The organism is Mesorhizobium sp. UC74_2, from assembly GCF_042701485.1.
Taxonomy (GTDB): Bacteria; Pseudomonadota; Alphaproteobacteria; order Rhizobiales; family Rhizobiaceae; genus Mesorhizobium.
This window is the reverse complement of sequence record NZ_CP170562.1, coordinates 1729676-1750085: the sequence shown is the minus strand read 5'-3', so window position 1 is coordinate 1750085 and position 20410 is coordinate 1729676. Positions and strand designations below refer to the sequence as shown.

Here is a 20410-nt window from a genome sequence, read left to right as displayed (position 1 = left end):
AACTCCATGAAATCCCACGTTAAAGCGGTTGTGATCGGCGGCGGCGTCGTCGGCTGTTCGGTCCTCTACCACCTGGCAAAAGCCGGCTGGACCGATGTCATGTTGATCGAGCGGTCGGAGCTCACGTCCGGCTCGTCCTGGCACGCCGCCGGCGGTTTCCACACGCTGAATGGCGATCCCAACGTCGCCAAGCTGCAGGCCTACACCGTGCAGTTGTACAAGGAGCTGGAGGAGCTTTCCGGACAGTCCTGCTCGCTGCACCTGACCGGCGGCATCATGATGGCCGACACGCCGGAGCGGATGGACTTCCTGCGCCTGGCCCACGCCAAGGGCCGCTATCTCGGCATGGACACCGAGCTGATCACCCCTTCGGAAGCCAAGGCTATGTTCCCGCTGATGGACGAGACGAATTTCGTCGGCGCCATGTGGGATCCCGTCGAAGGCCATCTCGATCCGTCTGGCACCACTCACGCCTATGCGAAGGCTGCCAAGAAACTGGGCGCCGAAATCGTGCTGCGCAACCGCGTCATCGAATTGACCCAGGAAGTCGACGGCACCTGGAACGTCGTCACCGAACAGGGCACGGTGAAGGCCGAGCACGTCGTCAACTGCGGTGGTTTGTGGGCACGTGAAGTCGGACGCATGGTTGGCGTCGAGCTGCCCCTGCTTGCCATGGAGCACATGTATCTGCTCACCGAACCCATGAAGGAGGTCGAGGAATTCAACAAGTCGACCGGTCGCGAGATGGTCGGCGTTCTCGACTTCAAGGGTGAGATCTACACTCGCCAGGAGCGCAACGGCATCCTGCTCGGCACCTATGAAAAGGCCTGCAAGCCATGGTCGCCGGTGAACACGCCCTGGGACTTCGGCCACGAGCTGCTGCAGCCTGACATCGACCGCATTGCGCCCTCCCTGGAGATCGGCTTCAAGCATTTCCCGGGCATCGCCAATGCCGGCATCAAGCAGGTCATCAACGGCCCCTTCACCTTCGCGCCCGACGGCAACCCGCTGGTCGGTCCGGTCCAGGGCCTGACCAACTTCTGGTGCGCCTGCGCGGTCATGGCTGGCTTCAGCCAGGGCGGCGGTGTCGGCCTGGCCCTCTCTAACTGGATGGTGAACGGCGATCCCGGTTTCGACGTCTGGGGCATGGATGTCGCCCGCTTCGGCGAGTGGGCGAGCCTGCGCTATACCAATGCCAAGGTGCGCGAAAACTACTCGCGCCGCTTCTCCATCCGCTTTCCGAACGAGGAACTGCCCGCGGCTCGCCCGGCGCAGACGACACCGCTCTACGATACGATGGTGGCCAACAATGCCGTCATGGGTGACAGCTGGGCCTGGAGACCCCGCTCTGGTTCGCACCGAAGGGTACGGAACCAAAGGACGTCGTCTCTTTCCACCGCTCGAACGACTTCCAACATATCGGCAATGAAGTGCGCGCCGTGCGCGAGCGCGTCGGCATCACCGAAATCGCCAATTTCGCCAAATACGAAGTCAGTGGAACGGCTTCCGAGGATTTCCTGAATCGTTTGATGACCAACCGCATGCCGAAGAAGGGCCGCATCGTCTTGACCCCGATGCTGAACGAATTTGGCAAGCTGATCGGGGACTTCACCATCGCCAAGACAGGCGACGACAAGTTCATGATCTGGGGTTCGTCCGCGGCGCAGAAGTACCATATGCGCTGGTTCGAGAAGCATCTGCCGAAGGACGGCTCGGTTCGCATCCACCGCTTCGACCAGACCCTTGTCGGCCTCTCCATTGCCGGGCCGAAAAGCCAGGAGCTGCTGCAGAAGCTGACCGACATCGACGTGTCGTCCAAGGCGTTCCGGTTCATGGATTTCCGCGAGATGGCCGTTGGCGGCGCGCCATGCCTGGTCAACCGCATCACCTACACCGGCGATCTCGGCTACGAAATCTGGATGCAGCCTGCCTATCAGCGGCTTGTCTATGCCGCCATCAAGGACGCGGGCGCGGAATTCGACATCATCGACTTCGGCATGCGTGCGCTGCTTGCCATGCGCCTGGAGAAGAACTTCCCGACATGGTTCCGCGAGCTCAGGCCGATCTATGGCCCGTTCGAGGGGGCGATGGACCGCTTCATCAAGATGGAGAAGAACGACTTCATCGGCCGCGAAGCGGCGGCCGGAGAGCAGGCTGAAATGGCCAACGGCAAGGGCTCCAGGCTGCGTCGCGTCTCCTTCCTCGTGGACGCTGCCGACGCCGATGTGATGGGCGACGAGCCGATCTGGGCCAAGGTTCCCACCGATTATGGCACGGTCGAGAAGCCGCACGGCTACGGTGCGCCACGCTTCGACGAATTCGGCAAGGAAGTGCGCGGTTCAACCGCTGCGCAAGGTGCTTCCGCCGTGCGCGGCATCGTCGATGGCGAATGGCGCGTTGTCGGCTGGATCACGTCGGGCGGCTATGCACACTATGTGCAGAAGTCGATGGCGCAGGGATACGTTCCAGCGGCATTGGCCGAGGACGAGAGCGCCGGCCTGTTCGAAATCGAAATTCTCGGCCACCGCCGTCCGGCCCGCATCAATGTCGAGCCTCCCTTCGATCCGAGCGGCGAAAAGATGCGCGGGTAGCCGAAAAGCTCATGCCCCACGTCGTTTTGCTCGGTGACTCGATTTTCGACAATGGCAGCTACGTCGGCGACGGACCCGACGTGGCGAGCCAATTGCGCAGCATTTTGCTGACGGAATGGCGCACAAGCCTTCACGCAGTCGACGGAAGTCTCACCGGAGATGTAAAGCGGCAGTTGGGTTGGCTCGGGAGCGACGTAACACACCTGGCGCTCAGCGTCGGGGGTAACGATGCGCTCGACCATGGCGGCATCCTTGGTGAACCCGCAGCGTCGGTTGCCGAAGTCCTGGATCGCCTGGCCAGCATTCGCGACAATTTCGCCCACAGCTACAACGCCATGCTCGATGGTGTGATGGCGAGGAACCGCCCTACGGCGGTTTGCACGATATACGACGGGCGCTTTGCGGAACCGATGCAACGCCGTATCGCAAATACGGCTTTGACCGTGTTCAACGACGTGATCACGCGCGCAGCGTTCCTGCGGGGGCTGACACTGATCGACCTGCGATTGATATGCGATCACGACGAAGACCTGGCCAACCCCATTGAGCCATCGGTGAAGGGTGGCCTCAAGATTGCTCGTGCGATCGCTGCATTCTGCCAGGCGCCCGAGGGACCACGCGTCCATTCGGAAGTTTTGGCGCGCTAGGAGCAACCAACCAGTCAGGGTCGAACGACGATGCGGGAGGAACAGGCTAAGGGCAATTTTGGTCGACACCGCAAGATCATGCCATTCGAACCGGATATGGTGGGCAACATCGAGGCACTGCGCGCCGCTCGTGACAAGGCGGCCTCACTCAACCAGCATGTTCTTGGCTATGGTGAAACCGCCGAGCGCGAGTGGGCGGCAGCGGGCATCGCGGCTCCCGATCTGCCGGCGATGCGGAAATATCGTCTCGAGCGCATCCGCGCCGAACTGAAGCGTCGCGGCTACGCCGGTGCGCTGCTCTACGATCCCGTCAACATCCGCTACGCGACCGACAGCACCAACATGCAGCTCTGGGTCGCGCACAACCCGACACGCCATTGCTTCGTGGCGACCGAAGGACCGGTCGTTCTGTTCGACTACTTCTCCTGCGAGCACCTGTCCGACCATTCCGGTGTTGTCGACGAAGTACGACCGGCCGTGTCCTGGATGTATCTCTATGGCGGCGAGCTGACGGAAATGAAGGTACGCCGCTGGGCTGCCGGCATTGCCGAGTTGGTACGCGAACACGGCGGCGGCAACAATCGCATTGCCGTCGATCATCTCGACTTCGAAGGCGTCGAGGCGCTCGCGCGCCTGGGCATCGCGATCGGCAATGGCGAAGCCGTCATGGAGAATGCCCGCCTCATCAAATCGGCCGATGAAATCCTGGCCATGCGCCGCGCCATCGTCGCCTGCGAGGCAGCCATGGGCGAGATGCAGACTGCGCTGAAGCCAGGCGTCTCCGAGAACGAACTGTGGGCGGAACTGCACCGCGGCAACATCGCACGCGGTGGCGAGTGGATCGAGACACGGCTGCTCTCGTCAGGTCCGCGCACCAATCCCCGGTTCCAGGAATGCTCGTCGCGCGTCATCGAGACCGGTGACCTCGTCGCCTTCGACACCGACCTCATCGGCCCGTATGGGTTCTGTGCCGACCTCTCGCGCACCTGGCTGTGCGGCGATGGCCGTCCTGGCGACGAGCAGCGGGATCTTTATCGTGTTGCCGCCGACCAGATCGCCCGCAACATCGAGCTGATGCGGCCGGGAATCTCGTTCAGGGAACTCGTCGAGCGCTCCGCCGTACCACCACCGGATTGTTTCCCAACCCGCTACGGCGTGCTCTATCACGGCGTCGGCCTCGCTGACGAATACCCGACCCTGCCGCATGCAGCCGACTGGACTGCCGATACGCCGGACGGCGTTCTCGAGCCCGGCATGGTGCTGTGCGTGGAAAGCTATATCGGCCGGCTGGGTGGGCGCGAAGGTGTCAAACTCGAAGAGCAGATCCTGATTGCCCGGACCGGTCCCGAAAAGCTGTCGAGCTATCCTCTCGACGAGCGTCTCCTGGCAGAGTGAATTCTGCTCCTCCATTTTGGTGTGGAAAGCGCGAGGCGCGGCATGGCTGCATGCGGCACCGGCGAGGATAGTGGCATCTGTCGCCCATCAACCGCGGAACAAGCCCATGCCATCTCCCCGTCGCCTCGGTCTTGCCAGCACAGCACTGGCTGCAGTCCTTCTTTCGCCGCCTTCTGCGGCCTTCGCACAGCCGATCGCACCGAAGGTCCTCGTCGTCACCATGTTCGGCGGCGAAACGAAACCATGGCTGGAAGGACGCAAGCTCGACACCAGGGTGAACGTGCCAGGCCTGCCGAAGGAGTATCCGGAAGTCGCCTGCGATGCAGCGGGCCTATGCGTGATGACGACGGCAATGGGTTACGCCAATGCTGCCAGTTCGGTGTCGGCCGTGATCTACAGCGGCCTGTTCGACCTTAAGCAGAGCTACGTCCTGATCGCCGGTATTGCCGGCGTCGATCCAGGCGACGGCACGCTGGGCTCCGCCCACTGGGCCCGCTTCGCGGTCGACGCCGGCCTTCGCCACGAGATCGATCCACGCCAGATCCCCGCCGACTGGCCAGACGGCGTGGTCGGGCTCGGCGCCCAGAAACCTGGGGAGAAGCCCAAATGGGGCTCCGGAACTGAAGTCTACAGGCTGAACGAGAAGCTGGTGAACAAGGCGTTCACCCTGACCAGTGGCGTCGAGTTGGCAGACAGCGATGAGGCCAAGGCCTATCGAGCGGCATACAAGACCGCGCCAGGCAACGCGGCACCCGTCGTCAGTATCTGCGACACACTCTCGACGGACACTTACTGGCACGGCTCGAAGACCGCGGAGAGCATGGGCAAATGGGTCTCGCTGCTGACCGACGGCGCCGGCAACTACTGTACCACGCAGATGGAGGACAATGCCTCCCTGACAGCGCTTCAGCGCGGCGCCGATGCCGGCCTGCTGCAATTCGACCGCATCGCGCTTTTGCGCACCGCATCCAACTTCGATCGCGAGCCGGAAGGCAAGACGGCCATTGAATCGCTCAGCGCGGATTCAGGCGGTTTCGGCCCAGCAACCGCCAATGCCTACCGGGTCGGCTCGAAATTCGCCGATGCCGTCATCAACGGATGGGCAGACTGGCAGAAAGGTGTACCGGCTAGATAGGGCCAGCGATCTCGCGTGATGGGGAAACTTCAGCCGGCAATCGACTCGTTTTCGCCGACCAGAGCATCACGCAGTTTTGCCAGCAGTGCCGGCGGGGTGGCGCGCGCGGTGATAAAGGGCAGTCCCTTGCGGCGCGCCGTCCAGCCGACGACGGCAACGTCCTTCGCCTTCGGTTCGAAGCGCTGCGCCAAAGCCCAGCTCTGGCAATCGATCGCCGCGACGTCGGCCCGGCCCTCGGCGACTTCGACAATGGAATTGCGGTGACCGCCACTTTCCAGACGTTCGGCGAAGATATCGAGGCCTTCGCCCATCGCCTCGAGGTCGCGGGTTATGGCGATCATTCCGGACATGGAATCGAGACTGTTGAAGGCCAAACGCTTGCCGCGGATCAGCTCCAGCGGAATGAGCGCCTGACCGTTCTCGGGCGCGGCAACGTGTTTTCCCGGCCGCCGCATCACGATGGCGCTGGAGTAGAAACCATCCCGCCCGCCTTCGATGCCATCGTAGCTCGGCTGGCCGACCACCTGCACATGGCGTTCCAGGCCGAGTTCCATCGGCCCCCAGCAGGTCTGCGTAAACAGCAGTGCCGGATGCAGCCAGACGGCATGGAAATCAAGCTCGTCTGGCGGCAGTCTGGTGGGATCGGCAACGATGACCTGTCCGGAAGCGTCGCGGATATCGCCAGGAACGGCAGGCAGGTCGGCATTGCGCCGCACCACCATTTCAGGTGCATCGACGCCGGCGTGCCGCAATGCGGCACGGATCTTTGCCCACTGGGCATCGACCTCGGCTCGTGCCTCAGGCCAGTCATACATCGGCAGAGCCGCAACAAACTTTCTCATGTCGAAGATATGGCCGCTGCTGGTCGCCGGTTTCAAGCGGGGGAAAAACCTTTGGAGGAACGCCTCATTCCTTCGACGGCTCGGCAGGAACCGGGGCAGTGCCGAGACCGCCGACATTACGAGCTCGCACGCGCGGGGCAAAAGCCCTGCCCTTTTCCGGTACACGCCGCAGCACAGGGTGCACAATCGGCTCCTTCGCCTTGAAAGCATAGGCCTTCAGCAGCGCGAAGTAGTTCGGATAGGAATAGCCATGGTTGGCCTTCAACCACTTTTCGCGCTCATCCCGGAACAGCTTGGGCAGCTTGTACCAGGCAACGGTCGGCTTGCTGTGATGCACGAAGTGCAGGTTGTTGTTGAGGAACAGGAAGGAGAGCGGCGAGCGTTCCACGATCACCGTGCGGCCCTCGGGATGTTCCGACCATTGGTGTTCTGCGTAGGTGCGGATGGCTATCAGCGACTGGCCGAACCACATCGGCACCAGAATATAGAGCCACAGCGGCATGCCGAAACCGAACTGAATCACCAAAAGCACGGCGGCGAGCCCGATGACGTGCAGCAGCCAAGCCTGGCGGATCGCCTTATCCCCGGCAAGCATCTGTTTGGCGTCGTCGATGAAGAAGCCGATCATCGACATCCATGGGCCAAGGAAAAAGCGGCCGACCATGGTATTGTTGATCCGGAGCAGCAACTTCATCACCTGCGGCAACTCGTCATGGTGCCATAGCGCCTTGTAGTAGCTTTCCGGGTCGTCGAGCGGGTCGGTCAGGCGCTCGTCGGCATGATGGCGCAGATGCAGCGTCTTGAAGCGGCGGAATGGCCATATGAGACCTATCGGCAGGAAAACGAAGGCTTCGTTGGCCAACGCATTGCGGGTCGGATGGCCGTGCAGCACTTCATGGATCAGCGACGACTGCAACGCGACCGTCAGTGTGAGCACGAAAAGGGCTACCAGCGGATAGGAGGGCCAGATCAGCAGGCCGGCTGTGAGCCAGATCCCGTAACAACCGATGGCGAGAAAAACGGTTGGCCATTCCACCGCCGGTTTGCTGCTCACTTTCTTACGTTTGTTCGCCATGCGATCGACCACTGCCCTTTCAGTCGCCGGAACCGGTCTGTGATTCCTGACAGCATTGTGTCAGCAGTCATACGCTGTCTCAACGCGACAAAGCGCACAAAATGTTGCGATTGCGCACCTTTGCAAGCATATGATGTGTTCAGTAAACAAACCTGGAGATTCATTTCCGCCTGTTTGCGCGAATGAAGCTGATGTGTAGAACTTTTTGCTAGGTTTCGGAGGAACAACGCAATGGACAAGCGCGACCTCTCCACTGTGTTCCGGGAGCGGCTGAAATTGCTCTTGACACGATCCGACCTCAACCAGTCGGCCTTCGCCTCTGCCGTCGGCATCGATCGTTCAGCGCTGTCTCAGCTGCTTTCCGGTGCATCCGTGCGCCTGCCGCGCGCCGAAACGCTTCTCAACATCGCCGCCGAATTCAAGGTTTCGCTCGATTGGCTGCTTGGCCTTTCTCAGGATGAAGGCGTGACCGGCGAAATCCGGGAAAGCCTGGAAATCGAAGAGGCCTCGGGCGGTTTCGAGCGCACGTTGATTGCCAAATGGCACGCCGAAGCGGTCGGCACCAAGATTCGCTACGTGCCGGCCGGCATCCCCGATCTTCTGCGCACCGAGGCGCTGGTGGACTACGAGGCGGGCATCTCCAACAAGAGCAGGCAGGCGCAGGCCGGTGAAACGCAGTATCGCATCGACTACAGCCGGCGCCCGGAGACGGACATGGAAGTCTGCATGCCGCGCCATACGCTGGAGATATTCGCGCGTGGCCTGGGTGTCTGGGATGCCTTTCCTGCCGAAGAGCGGCGCGAGCAACTGCTTCATATGGCTGCGCTGCTCGACGACCTCTATCCGACGTTCCGCCTCTATCTCTATGACGGGCGGATGCGCTATTCGATCCCCTATACCATCTTCGGGCCTTACCGCGCCGCGATTTACGTTGGCGACATGTATATCGTGCTCAACGCCACCCAGCCGATCCGCACGTTGACCGGTCATTTCGACAATCTGATCCGTGCAGCCGAGATCAACGCGCATGAAGCCGCGGCCTTCGCCCAGCGTCTGGCCGACCTGCCCCTTGCGGTTTCGCGCTCCTGACGCCACCTTCCCGCCGTCATCAGAACAGGAGCCATCCTTGGGTCGTCATATTGTCGTGCCTCCACAATCCGGTCGCGCCTTCCGCATCAGGGAGGGCGAACTCATCCGCATCGTCGACCCGAAGGGCCAGCAGGTGGCCGATCTTTGGGCTTTCGTGACAGGGGATACGCCGGACTGGCTGAGTACCTCGAACACCCGCGATATCATCGAGCGGCTGTTTCCGGCGGTCGGCGAGCATTTCTACGGCACAACCGGAGAGCCGCTGCTGACCCTGGTAGCAAACGATTCCCCCGGACCGCATGATATGCTGTTTCCCGCCTGCAACGCGGCACTCTATCGCCGCGCCGGCTTCGACGAGCATCCAAGCTGCCAGGACAATCTGCACAAAGTGCTCGCGGCCGAGGGGATCACACTTCCCTTCACGCCGGACCCGGTCGACTTCTTCCAGAATTCGCTGCCGACAGCGGACGGCACGCTGCTGGTCGATGCTTCAATCAACCCGCCGGGTGGGTCGGTGACCTTGCGCGCCGAACGCGATCTCCTGATCGTCGTCACCGCTTGCTCGGTCGACCATCACCCCACCAATGGCGATACCTGCACCGAAATCGAGGTCGAGTTGTTTCCCGCAACTTAGTCGACCAGCACGCCTTCTTCTGCCCCGGAGAAGGCGCGCCTCGGTTGACTAGACATAAAGACTTCTTTATATCCTTATTCAAACTCGAGTTTGAAAGCGCGCGCCATGACGACCATCAATCCGATCGATGCCCTGATCGCAGAAAAGGGTGTGCTGCTGGCCGATGGTGCCACCGGCACCAATCTGTTCGCCATGGGCCTGCCGGCTGGCGAAGCTCCGGAAATTCTCAATGAGACCGCGCCCGAAACCATTGCAAAACTGCACCAGGGCTTCGTCGACGCCGGCGCCGACATCATTCTCACCAACTCCTTCGGCGGCACTCGTCACCGGTTGAAGCTGCACCATGCGCAGGATCGCGTCTTCGCGCTGAACAAGAAGGCAGCCGAAATCGCCCGTTCGGTTGCCGACAGTGCCGGCCGAAAGGTCATCGTCGCCGGTTCCGTCGGTCCGACCGGGGAACTTCTCATCCCGCTCGGAGCCCTGAGCTACGAAGATGCCGTCGAAGCCTTTGCCGAGCAGATCGAAGGCCTGAAGGCCGGCGGCGCTGAAGTAGCCTGGATCGAGACCATGTCAGCGCCCGATGAAATCCGCGCAGCTGCCGAAGCCGCCATCCGCGTTGGCCTGCCCTATACCTATACCGGCTCGTTCGACACCGCCGGCCGCACCATGATGGGCTTGCTGCCGAAGGATATCCATGCGGTCGCCGACGGCCTGTCTGAAGCCCCGCTCGGCGTCGGCGCCAATTGCGGTGTCGGCGCCTCCGACATTCTGGCGTCCTTGCTGGACATGACCGAGGCGAAGCCTGAGGCCACCGTCATCGTCAAGGGCAATTGCGGTATCCCGGAATTCCGCGGCACGGAAATTCATTACTCCGGTACGCCGGAACTGATGTCCGACTATGTGCGCCTGGCCGTCGACGCCGGCGCCAAGATTGTTGGTGGCTGTTGCGGTACCTCTTTCGCCCACCTGGCTGCGATGCGCAAAGCTCTGGACGTGCACAAGAAGGACGTGCGCCCGACGGTTGAAACCATCGTCGAGCGCATCGGGCCACTGCGCAACAAGGCGGCCAGTGCCAACGCCAACGAGACCGCTGAAGGCCGCCGCGAGCGTCGTCGTTCGCGGGCCTGACCAGATCGCTCCCGGAGCGTTTCCGTCTTTCTCGGAAGCGCTCCAATTCTTTGTTTTCAGGCAATTCCGGGTGAAAAAGCGCAACGCACTTTTCTTGGAACTGCCGTTGTTTCTGTGAATTGCTCTAGTTGCTGTTATCGGCGTAGCGTGCCTGCGCCGAGCCAAAGTCGGCCGACGGTCCGTCATTGCGCATCAGCGCGATCGTTTCCGAGGCACGTGGATCGCTGAGTTTCTCCAGCGCCGCGCGAAAGCGCTCGTTGGTGAGGGCGGACAGCGCCGTCTTGCGCGCGGTCTCCACATCCCTGCTGATCGTCGTTTGTGATACCCTGCTCGGCTCGGCAACCTGTGTGGTCGCCACCTGAACCGAAGTCGAAATCCCGTCTATGCGCACGTCCAAACCCTTAAAGAGCGTCCCCGCAAGCTTCTTACCCCACGTTACATTGCAGTGCAGTATCGAAACTATTCGGCATTTTAACGATCGGCGACTGAGCAGCCGATCACACTGGCCCGAGACAGAGTGCAATGAGGGTAGCGGGCAAGCCGCAACCCTCGCCGACCGACTCTTCGCCAAGCGGAGAAGCGATCAATTCATCGCAGCAGCCAGCCGCACCAGCGACAGGAACTCCGCCCGGTAGCCGAACGGATCGGCGCCGCGTGCCGCGTTGGCGATCTCCTGAATCCGGTCGTAGCCGAACTTGGCGGTCGCATCCTCGTTGCGCAACTTCTGCCCGAAAGCCGCCACGGCTATCGAGAAACGCTGATCGATACCGGCCGCATCGAAGGATGAGACCTCATTGGCTCCTGTCACCGGAGTGGTGATCAGCTTGGATGTATCTGCGTCCGGCAATTTGTAGCGGATCTTCACGAATGCATATTCATCCGCATTGGAAACCCCGCCATTGTTGGTCGTCGCTTCACCGTAGCGCAGATCGTCGACCTGTTGCGTGGTGCCTTTCGGCGTCAGCTCATAGATCGCCGTCACGGAATGGCCTGCACCGATCTCACCCGCATCGACGCGGTCGTTGTTGAAGTCCTCGCGGTTGAGGGCTCGTGTCTCGTAGCCGATCAGCCGGTATTCCGAAACCTTTGCCGGATTGAACTCGACCTGGATCTTTACATCCTTGGCAATCGGGAACAGCGTCGAGGATGCCCCTTCCACCAGCACCTTTTCCGCCTCGGCCAGCGTGTCGATATAGGCGGCAGTGCCATTGCCGTTCTGGGCGATGGTCTGCATCATCTGGTCATTGAGATTGCCACGGCCGAAACCGAAAACCGAAAGGAAAACACCGGTCTCCCGTTCCTTCTCGATCAGCCGCTTGAGATCGTCGTCATCGGTCTGGCCGACGTTGAAATCACCGTCGGTGGCAAGCATGACCCGGTTGATGCCACCCTTGACGAAGGATCTCTGCGCCAGACGGTAGGCTTCACGGATGCCAGCTTCACCGGCTGTCGAGCCACCCGGCGCTAGATTGTCGATAGCGCGCAGGATCTTGTCCTTCTCACCCGCCCTGGTTGGTTCGAGCACGGTTCCGGCATTGCCCGCATAGGTGACGATGGAAACGGTATCGTCGGCCTTGAGTTTGTTGATGAGCAGGCGGAAAGCGGATTTCAGCAGCGGCAGCTTGTCCGGCTCGTCCATCGAACCGGAGACATCGATCAGGAAGACCAGATTGGCCTTTGGCTGCACCGCTGGCTGCATATCGTAGCCCTTGATGGCGACATGCATCAGTTTGTGTTCGGCATTCCAAGGCGCCGGCATGACACTGACGGTGGTATTGAACGGCGTTTCGGCGGCGTTCGGCCCCTTCCAGTCATACGGGAAGTAGTTGACCATTTCCTCGACGCGCACCGTGTCGGCCTGCGGCAGCGCTCCGTCCTTCAACGAGCGGCGCACAAATGAATAGGACGCGGTATCGACATCGATGGAAAAGGTCGAGACCGGATCTTCCTTCGCCGAGCGGACCGGATTGGTCTTGAAATCCTGGATGCGGTCGCGGTTTTCCTCAGGCGGCTGCATGGTGTCGGCGGGCATCGGGGCCGCTGCGATTGTCGGCTCGGCCATCAGCGTCGTGCTTGCCGGACTGCGTGCCAGCGCATCGGCGGCTTCACTTTCGGCCAGCGGTGCGGCGAGCTTCATCTCGGCGCTTCTCATTCGCGTCAATTCCTTGAGCGGGACAACCTGCACGTTGCCGGCAGGCGCGGCAGCCTCGGTTTTGGCGGTAGAAGCCAAGGGAGCAGCCTTTTGCTTGAGATCCTCTGTCGGAGGTGCCTCAACCATCGGCGGCTGTGCCTGCGCATCCGGTTTTGGCGGCGTCGGCTTGTCGGCGAGCGTTTCGGCGACCGTGCCGCCCGCATCGAGCGCTGGACCGCCATCTCGCATCAGATGAAACGCCGTGTAACCCGCGATCGGCAGTGCGACGAGACCGGCAATAGCCGGTGCGGCGATGAGCTTCTTCTGCATGATCTCTCTCCAGAGCGTGAGTGCTCGGGAAGTGAGACGCGGCCTTGCCGCCGTTCCTTGGGCTGCCACCTCATCTTTTTCATCGAAGGCCATCATGGCGGCAGAAAGCGCGCGGGCGCGCGCCTCGGCATCCGGGCCTGGCAGTGCCGCATCGCGCAACTTTTTCAGTTCGTTGTCATCGACCATGGTCACACTTCCCCGGCTGAACGCATAAGAATTTTCAGCCGTTTCTTCGCTTCATGGATGTGCCATGAAACCGTCGCCTCCGAGATTGCCATCGTTTCGGCCGCTGCCCCGTGGTTGAGCCCTTCGCCATAGACCAGCAGGACGGCTTCGCGCTGCTTGTCGGGAAGGAGACGCACGGCCGCCCAGAGTGCATCCACTGGATCGTCCGGTTCAGCGGCCTGCGCCTGTCCGACGATGAGCATGTGGCCACCATAAGCTTCCGTCTTTGCGCTCTCTCGCGCACTCTTGCGGGCAAGGTCACGCGCGGCGTTGAGGGTCATGGCATAAAGCCAGGTGGTGAAGGCGCCGCCGCCGCGATAGTCGCGGATCGCGCGGCCGAGCCGCACGCACACGTCCTGGGCGACATCTTCGGCATCGGCCTTGCGGCCGCTCCAGCGATAGGCGACGCGGTAGACAAAGTCATAGTGACGCCCGACCAGCTGGCCGAACGCGTTCCTGTCTCCCTGCCTGGCTCGTCCGATCAGCTCGCTGTCGGATGCCTCGTCGTCCAGCATCATCGCCATCATTTGCCTGTTGGACGACGCCTATTGGCCAATCCTTGGGCGGATGGGAAGATTTTTTCCAGATGTGTTCGAGATTGCTGTGGCGGGCTTCGCCGATCAATCAGCGCAATGTCTCGCCGAAGAAGTCGGTCAAGCGCTTCCAATGGCGTTCGGCACCGGCGGTGTCGTAGACGCTGTGGTCGGGAACACACCAGCCATGCTGCATGCCGACATAATTCTCGATGACGTGATCGACCTCCGCTTGCCGCAAGGCCTGTGCCAGCCGGGCCGACTGCTCCGGCGGAAAACTGCCGTCGACACCGGCCGAGCCGATATAGACACGCGCCTTGATCCCGGCCGCATTCGAAGCGGGACTGTCGGGCGCATCCGTCCCAAGCCGACCGCCGTGGAAGCTGGCGGCTGCGGCGATCCTGTCCGGATAAGCTGCCGCCGCATTGAGAGCCCGTCCACCGCCCATGCAATAACCGACGGTGCCCACGGGACCACGCACGCCTTCGGCTTCAAGCGCCGCGATGAACGCGCCGCTGTCGCGCACGGTCATGTCCTGCGTCGTGCCGCCGACCAGCGCCGTCAGCGCCGCCTTGCTTTTTTCTTCGACAAAACCGGTCTTGGCGTCAAACGGTCCATAGGGCGTGTTGCGATAGAACAGATCCGGCAGCAGAACGGCATAGCCATGCCCGGCAAGCCTTGAAGCCATGTCGTAGAGCGCGGGACGAGGACCGAAGGCATCCATGTAGAAGATGACGCCCGCCTTCACCTGCCCGTTGCGGAATAGGGAGGCCCGCGCCACGCCATCCTGGGTCTTGATCGTGATGTCGCGCTTGCTGGCTGATGGCACCATCCGTCTCCATGTTCGGAACAGGAGCGGATAGATAGCGCAGGTATCGCGACAGGCAACCCGGATTATTCACCCCTCAAGGCGTACAGTGCGCGCCCCGACCAGCAGCGCACGACCTGCTCCGAACCCCATCACGGCAACCCCGAGACCGAGAGCCGCGAAGAGGATCGCCGAAGCGGCGAAGCTGCCTGTCCAGCCATGGATCAAGCCGACCAGCAGCGGGCCGATCGCCGCCAGCACATAGCCAACGCCCTGCGCCATGCCGGAAAGATGCGACGCCACGTGCGGGTCGGGTGAGCGCAGGACGATCAGCGTCATGGCGGCGGCGATCAGGCCGCCCTGCCCCAGCCCCTGCACGATGGCCAGCGGCAGCGTCATCGAGGTCGGAGCAAACAGGATGCCGAGCAACGCAATGACCGCCACGGTGACGAGCGCGACATTGACGAGGCTCTGGTTGCGGCAGCGAACCGCAATCGGCGGCACTGCCAGGCACGCGACGACCTGCGCCATCACCGACACCGAGACGATCGCGCCTGCCGCGGTCGCGTCGAAGCCACGCTCGCGCAGGATCGGGGCCAGCCAACCGAAGATACTGTAGGCCAGTGCCGACTGCAGTCCCATGAACAGCGTGACCTGCCAGGCCAGACGGTCGCGCCAGAGCCCCGTGACACGGAAACCGCTATGGCTTGCCCGGTGGCGGCTGGCGAATGCCTGCGGCGCCCATAACAACAGCACGGCGAAGGCCGGCACCGCCCAGGCAGCAAGCGCAGCCGCCCAGGAACCGGCAATATAGTGTTCGACCGGCAGCGTCAGCCCTGATGCAGCGGCCGCGCCGGCGCACAGAGCCATCGTGTAGAGACCAGTCATCAAGGCCATGCTGTCGGGGAAATCGCGTTTGACAAGGCCGGGCAGCAGCACGTTGCCGACCGCGATGGCAGCGCCCGCGATAAAGGTAGCGGCAAACAGGATCGGCACGGACCCGAAGCCGCGCAGCGCCGTACCCAGCGTCACCAAGGCCATGACGCCGAGCAGCGTGCGCTCGGCCCCATAGCGCTGTGCCAGCCTGGGCGCGAACGGGGCAAAGATGCCAAGACAAACCACCGGCAACGTCGTCAGCAGCGAAGCACCAGCGCTGGACAGCCCCGTTGCCTGCATCATCTCCGGCAAAAGCACCGAAAGGCTGGAAAACAACGGGCGCAGGTTGAAGGCGATCAGCACGAGGCTGGCGCCAAGCAGGATGCGCGCGGCTGGGCTTTCAAGCACCGGAGCTTGCGGCGGCGGCAGGCTGTCGGCCTCGGCATCGACAAGCTGATCGTCGATACCCTTCATGACAGCAGCCTGACTATCGCCTTGACGGAAGGTCTGGTTCATTGCGCGAGATGCCGGTCGAGTTGCGAAAGGACGGGCGCCATGAAAGCGCGAACGGCATCGCCGGCGCGGTCCGGATCGCCGGAGGCGATTGCCTCGACGATCTGCGCGTGCATCGGAGTGTCCGGCTCCGGCAGATCGCCGCCCAGGGTCGCTTGGATGGTTTCGGCAATCGCCGCGGTAAAGAAGTCGTAGAGCTCCACCATCGCGCGGTTGCCCGACATCGCCACGATCGCCTTGTGGAAAGCGAGATCGCGGCAGACGAAATTGTGTTGTCCGCCGTCGGCGACCGTACCGCGCTCAGCGAGCAGGCGGTTGAGCCTTTCAATGTCAGTCGGTGCATGCCGCAGCGCCGCCAGCCGTGCCGCCTCCACATCGAGCGCGGTGCGCGCTTCCCACTGATCGCGCAGACAGGCCCGCCTGACCCGCACCAGCGCCGCGGTCGGGTCGACAGCCGAGCGCACATAGGTTCCGGATCCCTGCCGTGTTTCGAGCAGACCCTGCGAAACCAGTGCGCGTACGGCCTCCCGCACCGTACCCCGGCTGACCGAAAGCTGGTCGGACAGGGCAGCCTCGTTGGGAATGCGGGCACCGACCGACCAATGACCACCGAGGATTTCAGCCCGCAAGCTCTCAGTGGCGCTGTCGGTCAGATTTGTGCGGCTGGCTGGTTGCATGCGACTACTCATCAAGTCATCGGATGACATGATGAATAGTCGTGTCTCTGCTCGGGGTCAATCAGGGAATCGCCGGTGAGCGGCCGAAACGGTTGGGCCAGACCGCGCCCTTGAAACGAGCCTGCTACAGGCCAGCAAAGCTTGCCATATGAAAAGCCTGCACCTCGGCGGGATAACGATAGTCTGCCCCATAGGGGCACGCGTTTCGATCCAGGCAACCGCCGCTCCGGCACGCCCCGCCAGCCGCGCCACGGACATGCCCGAGACAGGACTGATAAGCAAAACCTTCGCCTGAATAGGCCTCGACCGGACAGGATTTCAGGCAAGGTTTTCCGACGCATAGGTCACAAAGATGAATCGGATTGCGAGGGCCTTGAATCGGAACCTCACCGGCAAACAGCAACGCCCCGCGATAGGCGTGCCACAGGCCATATTCAGGATGCATGAGAATGCCGAGCGGTGACGGCTTCAATCCTTCCGCCCGCATCGCCCATTGCTGGAACGGCTGGTAAGGCTTGTCGGACGGATAGACGGCCGACGCTCCCAGATGTGCAGCGACCCCGTCGATGATCTCCCGCGACCACGCGTCGAGCGGGTTTGGCAGATCCAGTGGCTGCCGTTGCCGCCATTTCATGAAGTGCGGCCAAGGCGCCGCGCCGGCCTGCCCAATCAGAAGAGCGGACTTCGCCGGCCTGCTTTCCGGACCTACCGGCACCGCCTCTTCGTCGCCAAACACAAAACCGCCGCGCAGGATGAGACCATGCGCGGCGAGTTGGTTCGAAATCGTCTGCAGTTGTCGATTTTTGGCCTGATGACGGTTGCTCACGGCGACCCGACCTTCATTGGCACGCGACAGACATCACTTCTTGTCCGGATCGGAAAATGCGCTCCGCCAGACTTCCTTGTGGATGATGTTGGCCACTTTAGCCCGGCCTGAATCGGGCTCCTTTCAAGTGAAGGCGTCGGGCATCGACTCCTTCTTTTTAGCGATGAAGCCTTGCAGTGCCTCGTCGATGCCCTGGTCGAGATCCGGAGCCTCGTAGCTCTCCAGCCAGCGACGGGCGAGTTCGTTCGCGCGCTGCGGCGCGGTCTTCTCGCCTTCTGCCAGCCACTGCTCGTAGGAATTGTTGTCGGCGATCGACGAACGGTAGAACGCCGTCTGGAAGTTGGCCTGGGTGTGGTCGCAACCAAGATAGTGGCTGCCCGGGCCAACCTGGCGGATGGCATCCATTGCCTGGCCATTCTCCGACAGATCGACGCCCTCGGCAAATTTCTGCTGCATGCCGAGCTGATCGATGTCCATCATGAACTTCTCATAGCAGGAGGCCAATCCGCCCTCGAGCCAGCCGGCCGAATGCAGCACGAAATTGGTGCCGGCAAGGATGGTCGAGTTCAGCGTGTTGGCGCTCTCGTAGGCAGCCTGCGCATCCGGGACCTTGGAAGCGCACAGCGAACCGCCGGTACGGAACGGCAGGCCAAGCCGACGCGCGAGTTGCGCGGCACCGTATGAAACCAGCGACGGCTCGGGTGTACCGAAGGTCGGAGCACCGGATTGCATCGAGATCGACGACGCGAAGGTGCCGAAAAGCACCGGAGCGCCGGGCCGGATCAGCTGGGTGAAAGAAGCTCCCGCGAGGACCTCGGCCAGGACCTGCGTCAGCGTGCCGGCGACGGTCACCGGGCTCATCGCACCGGCCAGGATGAAGGGGGTGACGATGCAAGCCTGGTTGTGGCGTGCATAGACCTTCAGCGCGCCGAGCATCGTCTCGTCGAAGACCATCGGTGAATTGGCGTTGATCAACGAGGTCAGCACCGTGTTGTTTTCGACGAAGTCGTCGCCGAACACCAGCTTGGCCATCGCTACCGTATCTTCCGCGCGCTCCGGCGCGGTCACCGAGCCCATGAACGGCTTGTCCGAATATTTGATATGCGAATAGATCATGTCGAGGTGGCGCTTGTTCACCGGCACGTCGACCGGTTCGCACACCGTCCCGCCGGAATGGTGGATCGAGGGCGCCATATAGGCGAGCTTCACGAAGTTGCGGAAATCCTCGATCGTCGCATAGCGACGGTTGCCATCAAGGTCGCGCACAAAGGGCGGTCCGTAGACCGGTGCGAAAACGGTGGCATTTCCGCCGATCTGCACCGAGCGCTCCGAATTGCGCGCATGCTGGATATACTGCTTTGGCGCGGTCTTGAGCAGTGAGCGGCAGAGCCCGCGCGGGAAGCGAACGCGCTCCCCCTTCACATCGGCGCCGGCCTGCTTCCACAACTGAAGCGCCTCGGCGTCATCGCGGAATTCGATACCGGTCTCTTCCAGAACGGTGTCGGCGTTCTTCTCGATCAGCGCCAGGCCTTCCTCGTCCAGCACCTCATAGACCTTGATCTGGCGCCGGATATAGGTGAGCTGCTGACCGGGTCCGCCGCCGGTGCGCGCAGCCCGTCTCGCAGCAGCACCGCCGCGGTCACCGCGTCCTCGCCTGCCGCCCGCCGCCGCTTCTTGATCGACTGCCGCGTTCTCGCTCATGATCGTTCTTCCTTGAAATCCGTTCGACCGCCTCGCGGCGGCTGCTTCCCCGGATCGTAGTCATGCACCCTATCCGAAACGGCCAGCGAGCGCCAAGCACTGTCGCAAAATCGACAAGAAGAACAACAGATTCCCGGTCGCTTTCCTTTTGCGGAAAGTCGCAAATCAGCTATGGATGCGCGTCGCTGCACGGTAGGTATTGAAGCGACGATTGGGTGCGTTGCGACAGATCGCACGACCGCAGGGAGATGGATCAAAAATGTCCGACGACGAGATCATCCTTTCCGAACTCTCCGACGAGGAACTCGTGCAGCAGATGCACGACGATCTTTATGACGGCCTGAAGGAAGAGATCGAGGAAGGCACCAACATCCTTCTGGAGCGTGGTTGGGCACCTTACACGGTCCTCACCGAGGCGCTGGTCGAAGGCATGCGCATTGTCGGCGAGGACTTCCGCGACGGCATCCTGTTCGTGCCCGAAGTACTGCTTTCCGCCAATGCGATGAAGGCAGGCATGTTCATCCTGCGTCCGCTGCTTGCCGCCACCGGAGCTCCCAAGCAGGGCAAGATGGTGATCGGAACCGTCAAGGGCGACATCCACGACATCGGCAAGAACCTCGTCGGCATGATGATGGAAGGTGCCGGCTTCGACGTCGTTGACCTCGGCATCAACAACCCGGTCGAGAAGTATCTCGAGGCGATCGAACAGCATCAGCCCGACATCATCGGCATGTCGGCGCTGCTCACCACCACCATGCCCTACATGAAGGTCGTCATCGACACGATGAAGGAAAAGGGCATTCGCGACGACTATGTGGTCCTTGTCGGCGGCGCGCCACTCAACGAGGAGTTCGGCAAGGCTGTCGGCGCCGATGCCTATTGCCGCGACGCCGCAGTAGCCGTCGAAACCGCCAAGGACTTCATGAAGCGCAAGCACAACGTGCGCGCTTCTGCCTGATTGCAGAAAGGCCGCGTCTTGCGACGCGGCCTTGTCGTTGCCAATTGTTGGGGGAGCCGGTCAGTTCTTGACCGTCTGTTCGACAGCGCGAGCAGTGCCTTTGACGTCCTTGCCGACGCCACGAACCGTGTTGGCACAGCCGGAAAGTACGAGCGCCACGGCAATGACGGCGAGCGGTGCGACGCGTGACAGTTTCATGGACGGTGTCTCCCTTATGATGATGTAACGATCATCAACGCCAAAGAGATGAACCGGTTCCACGCGATGCAACAGGGCGATGTTGGAGTGATCCACAT

18 protein-coding genes and 1 pseudogene are annotated in these 20410 nt (G+C 62.0%); 8 read left to right on the top strand and 11 right to left on the bottom strand.

Going from position 1 to position 20410, the window contains the following annotated elements; all coding sequences use genetic code 11:
• Positions 1 to 6: 6 nt before the first annotated feature.
• From ACFJIU_RS08430 to ACFJIU_RS08415, 4 genes and pseudogenes are all read left to right on the top strand, one after another.
• Positions 7 to 2591: pseudogene (locus ACFJIU_RS08430) on the top strand (FAD-dependent oxidoreductase).
• An 11-nt stretch (positions 2592 to 2602) separates the two neighbouring features.
• Positions 2603 to 3238: a GDSL-type esterase/lipase family protein gene (locus ACFJIU_RS08425; RefSeq protein WP_379069871.1), complete on the top strand. Its 636-nt coding sequence runs from the start codon at positions 2603 to 2605 to the stop codon at positions 3236 to 3238.
• A gap of 30 nt (positions 3239 to 3268) precedes the next feature.
• Entirely contained in the window at positions 3269 to 4633 is a 1365-nt protein-coding gene (locus ACFJIU_RS08420) for a M24 family metallopeptidase (protein ID WP_379069868.1), read from the top strand.
• 106 nt (positions 4634 to 4739) lie between these two features.
• Complete coding sequence (locus ACFJIU_RS08415) at positions 4740 to 5768, top strand: purine-nucleoside phosphorylase (RefSeq protein WP_379069865.1); 1029 nt, start codon at positions 4740 to 4742, stop codon at positions 5766 to 5768.
• A gap of 29 nt (positions 5769 to 5797) precedes the next feature.
• On the opposite strand, the gene ACFJIU_RS08410 is transcribed toward ACFJIU_RS08415, so the two are convergent.
• Together ACFJIU_RS08410 and ACFJIU_RS08405 are read right to left on the bottom strand one after the other, a co-directional pair.
• Positions 5798 to 6610, bottom strand: a complete 813-nt coding sequence (locus tag ACFJIU_RS08410) for a phosphate/phosphite/phosphonate ABC transporter substrate-binding protein (protein ID WP_379069862.1) — start codon at positions 6608 to 6610, stop codon at positions 5798 to 5800.
• A 64-nt stretch (positions 6611 to 6674) separates the two neighbouring features.
• Entirely contained in the window at positions 6675 to 7685 is a 1011-nt protein-coding gene (locus ACFJIU_RS08405) for a fatty acid desaturase (protein ID WP_379069859.1), read from the bottom strand.
• 231 nt (positions 7686 to 7916) lie between these two features.
• Here ACFJIU_RS08405 and ACFJIU_RS08400 point away from each other — a divergent pair, with 231 nt between their 5' ends.
• The 3 genes from ACFJIU_RS08400 to bmt all read left to right on the top strand — a co-directional run bounded on the left by ACFJIU_RS08400 (position 7917) and on the right by bmt (position 10536).
• Entirely contained in the window at positions 7917 to 8774 is an 858-nt protein-coding gene (locus ACFJIU_RS08400) for a helix-turn-helix domain-containing protein (RefSeq protein WP_379069856.1), read from the top strand.
• Between the two features lie 37 nt (positions 8775 to 8811).
• Positions 8812 to 9408 carry a DUF1989 domain-containing protein gene (locus ACFJIU_RS08395; RefSeq protein ID WP_379069853.1) on the top strand — a complete coding sequence of 199 codons (597 nt, stop codon included), beginning with the start codon at positions 8812 to 8814 and terminating at the stop codon, positions 9406 to 9408.
• 105 nt (positions 9409 to 9513) lie between these two features.
• Positions 9514 to 10536 carry a betaine--homocysteine S-methyltransferase gene (gene bmt / locus ACFJIU_RS08390; RefSeq protein ID WP_379069850.1) on the top strand — a complete coding sequence of 341 codons (1023 nt, stop codon included), beginning with the start codon at positions 9514 to 9516 and terminating at the stop codon, positions 10534 to 10536.
• A 124-nt stretch (positions 10537 to 10660) separates the two neighbouring features.
• On the opposite strand, the gene ACFJIU_RS08385 is transcribed toward bmt, so the two are convergent.
• The 8 genes from ACFJIU_RS08385 to ACFJIU_RS08350 form a co-directional block, all read right to left on the bottom strand.
• Complete coding sequence (locus ACFJIU_RS08385) at positions 10661 to 10927, bottom strand: hypothetical protein (protein ID WP_379069847.1); 267 nt, start codon at positions 10925 to 10927, stop codon at positions 10661 to 10663.
• Between the two features lie 192 nt (positions 10928 to 11119).
• Positions 11120 to 13183: a von Willebrand factor type A domain-containing protein gene (locus tag ACFJIU_RS08380; protein WP_379069845.1), complete on the bottom strand. Its 2064-nt coding sequence runs from the start codon at positions 13181 to 13183 to the stop codon at positions 11120 to 11122.
• A 2-nt stretch (positions 13184 to 13185) separates the two neighbouring features.
• Positions 13186 to 13746, bottom strand: a complete 561-nt coding sequence (locus ACFJIU_RS08375) for an RNA polymerase sigma factor (RefSeq protein WP_379073010.1) — start codon at positions 13744 to 13746, stop codon at positions 13186 to 13188.
• A gap of 100 nt (positions 13747 to 13846) precedes the next feature.
• Entirely contained in the window at positions 13847 to 14587 is a 741-nt protein-coding gene (locus ACFJIU_RS08370; RefSeq protein ID WP_379069842.1) for a dienelactone hydrolase family protein, read from the bottom strand.
• A 66-nt stretch (positions 14588 to 14653) separates the two neighbouring features.
• Positions 14654 to 15955, bottom strand: coding sequence for a CynX/NimT family MFS transporter (locus tag ACFJIU_RS08365; protein WP_379069839.1), 1302 nt, complete (start codon positions 15953 to 15955; stop codon positions 14654 to 14656).
• Complete coding sequence (locus ACFJIU_RS08360; protein ID WP_379069836.1) at positions 15952 to 16629, bottom strand: FadR/GntR family transcriptional regulator; 678 nt, start codon at positions 16627 to 16629, stop codon at positions 15952 to 15954. The genes ACFJIU_RS08365 and ACFJIU_RS08360 overlap by 4 nt, the downstream gene beginning before the upstream one ends.
• 124 nt (positions 16630 to 16753) lie before the next feature.
• The gene (locus ACFJIU_RS08355; protein WP_379069834.1) at positions 16754 to 17455 is read right to left on the bottom strand and encodes a hypothetical protein; all 702 of its coding nucleotides are present in this window, start codon (positions 17453 to 17455) and stop codon (positions 16754 to 16756) included.
• A 123-nt stretch (positions 17456 to 17578) separates the two neighbouring features.
• The gene (locus ACFJIU_RS08350; protein ID WP_326892681.1) at positions 17579 to 19156 is read right to left on the bottom strand and encodes a trimethylamine methyltransferase family protein; all 1578 of its coding nucleotides are present in this window, start codon (positions 19154 to 19156) and stop codon (positions 17579 to 17581) included.
• A gap of 259 nt (positions 19157 to 19415) precedes the next feature.
• Between ACFJIU_RS08350 and ACFJIU_RS08345 the strand changes: the two genes are divergently transcribed.
• A complete protein-coding gene (locus ACFJIU_RS08345) occupies positions 19416 to 20114 on the top strand; it encodes a corrinoid protein (RefSeq protein ID WP_379069832.1) in 699 nt (232 codons plus the stop codon).
• Positions 20115 to 20174: 60 nt separating this feature from the next.
• On the opposite strand, the gene ACFJIU_RS08340 is transcribed toward ACFJIU_RS08345, so the two are convergent.
• A complete protein-coding gene (locus tag ACFJIU_RS08340) occupies positions 20175 to 20312 on the bottom strand; it encodes a hypothetical protein (protein WP_326892683.1) in 138 nt (45 codons plus the stop codon).
• Positions 20313 to 20410: the final 98 nt, after the last annotated feature.

Excerpts from the sequence above, each read along its gene's own strand:
- ACFJIU_RS08405 (WP_379069859.1), bottom strand. The coding sequence starts at position 7,685 with ATGGCGAACAAACGTAAGAAAGTGAGCAGCAAACCGGCGGTGGAATGG.
- ACFJIU_RS08375 (WP_379073010.1), bottom strand. The coding sequence starts at position 13,746 with ATGGCGATGATGCTGGACGACGAGGCATCCGACAGCGAGCTGATCGGA.
- ACFJIU_RS08420 (WP_379069868.1), top strand. The coding sequence starts at position 3,269 with ATGCGGGAGGAACAGGCTAAGGGCAATTTTGGTCGACACCGCAAGATC.
- ACFJIU_RS08400 (WP_379069856.1), top strand. The coding sequence starts at position 7,917 with ATGGACAAGCGCGACCTCTCCACTGTGTTCCGGGAGCGGCTGAAATTG.
- ACFJIU_RS08415 (WP_379069865.1), top strand. The coding sequence starts at position 4,740 with ATGCCATCTCCCCGTCGCCTCGGTCTTGCCAGCACAGCACTGGCTGCA.
- ACFJIU_RS08345 (WP_379069832.1), top strand. The coding sequence starts at position 19,416 with ATGTCCGACGACGAGATCATCCTTTCCGAACTCTCCGACGAGGAACTC.
- bmt (WP_379069850.1), top strand. The coding sequence starts at position 9,514 with ATGACGACCATCAATCCGATCGATGCCCTGATCGCAGAAAAGGGTGTG.
- ACFJIU_RS08350 (WP_326892681.1), bottom strand. The coding sequence starts at position 19,156 with ATGAGCGAGAACGCGGCAGTCGATCAAGAAGCGGCGGCGGGCGGCAGG.
- ACFJIU_RS08340 (WP_326892683.1), bottom strand. The coding sequence starts at position 20,312 with ATGAAACTGTCACGCGTCGCACCGCTCGCCGTCATTGCCGTGGCGCTC.
- ACFJIU_RS08380 (WP_379069845.1), bottom strand. The coding sequence starts at position 13,183 with ATGGTCGATGACAACGAACTGAAAAAGTTGCGCGATGCGGCACTGCCA.
- ACFJIU_RS08365 (WP_379069839.1), bottom strand. The coding sequence starts at position 15,955 with ATGAACCAGACCTTCCGTCAAGGCGATAGTCAGGCTGCTGTCATGAAG.
- ACFJIU_RS08425 (WP_379069871.1), top strand. The coding sequence starts at position 2,603 with ATGCCCCACGTCGTTTTGCTCGGTGACTCGATTTTCGACAATGGCAGC.
- ACFJIU_RS08410 (WP_379069862.1), bottom strand. The coding sequence starts at position 6,610 with ATGAGAAAGTTTGTTGCGGCTCTGCCGATGTATGACTGGCCTGAGGCA.
- ACFJIU_RS08370 (WP_379069842.1), bottom strand. The coding sequence starts at position 14,587 with ATGGTGCCATCAGCCAGCAAGCGCGACATCACGATCAAGACCCAGGAT.
- ACFJIU_RS08360 (WP_379069836.1), bottom strand. The coding sequence starts at position 16,629 with ATGCAACCAGCCAGCCGCACAAATCTGACCGACAGCGCCACTGAGAGC.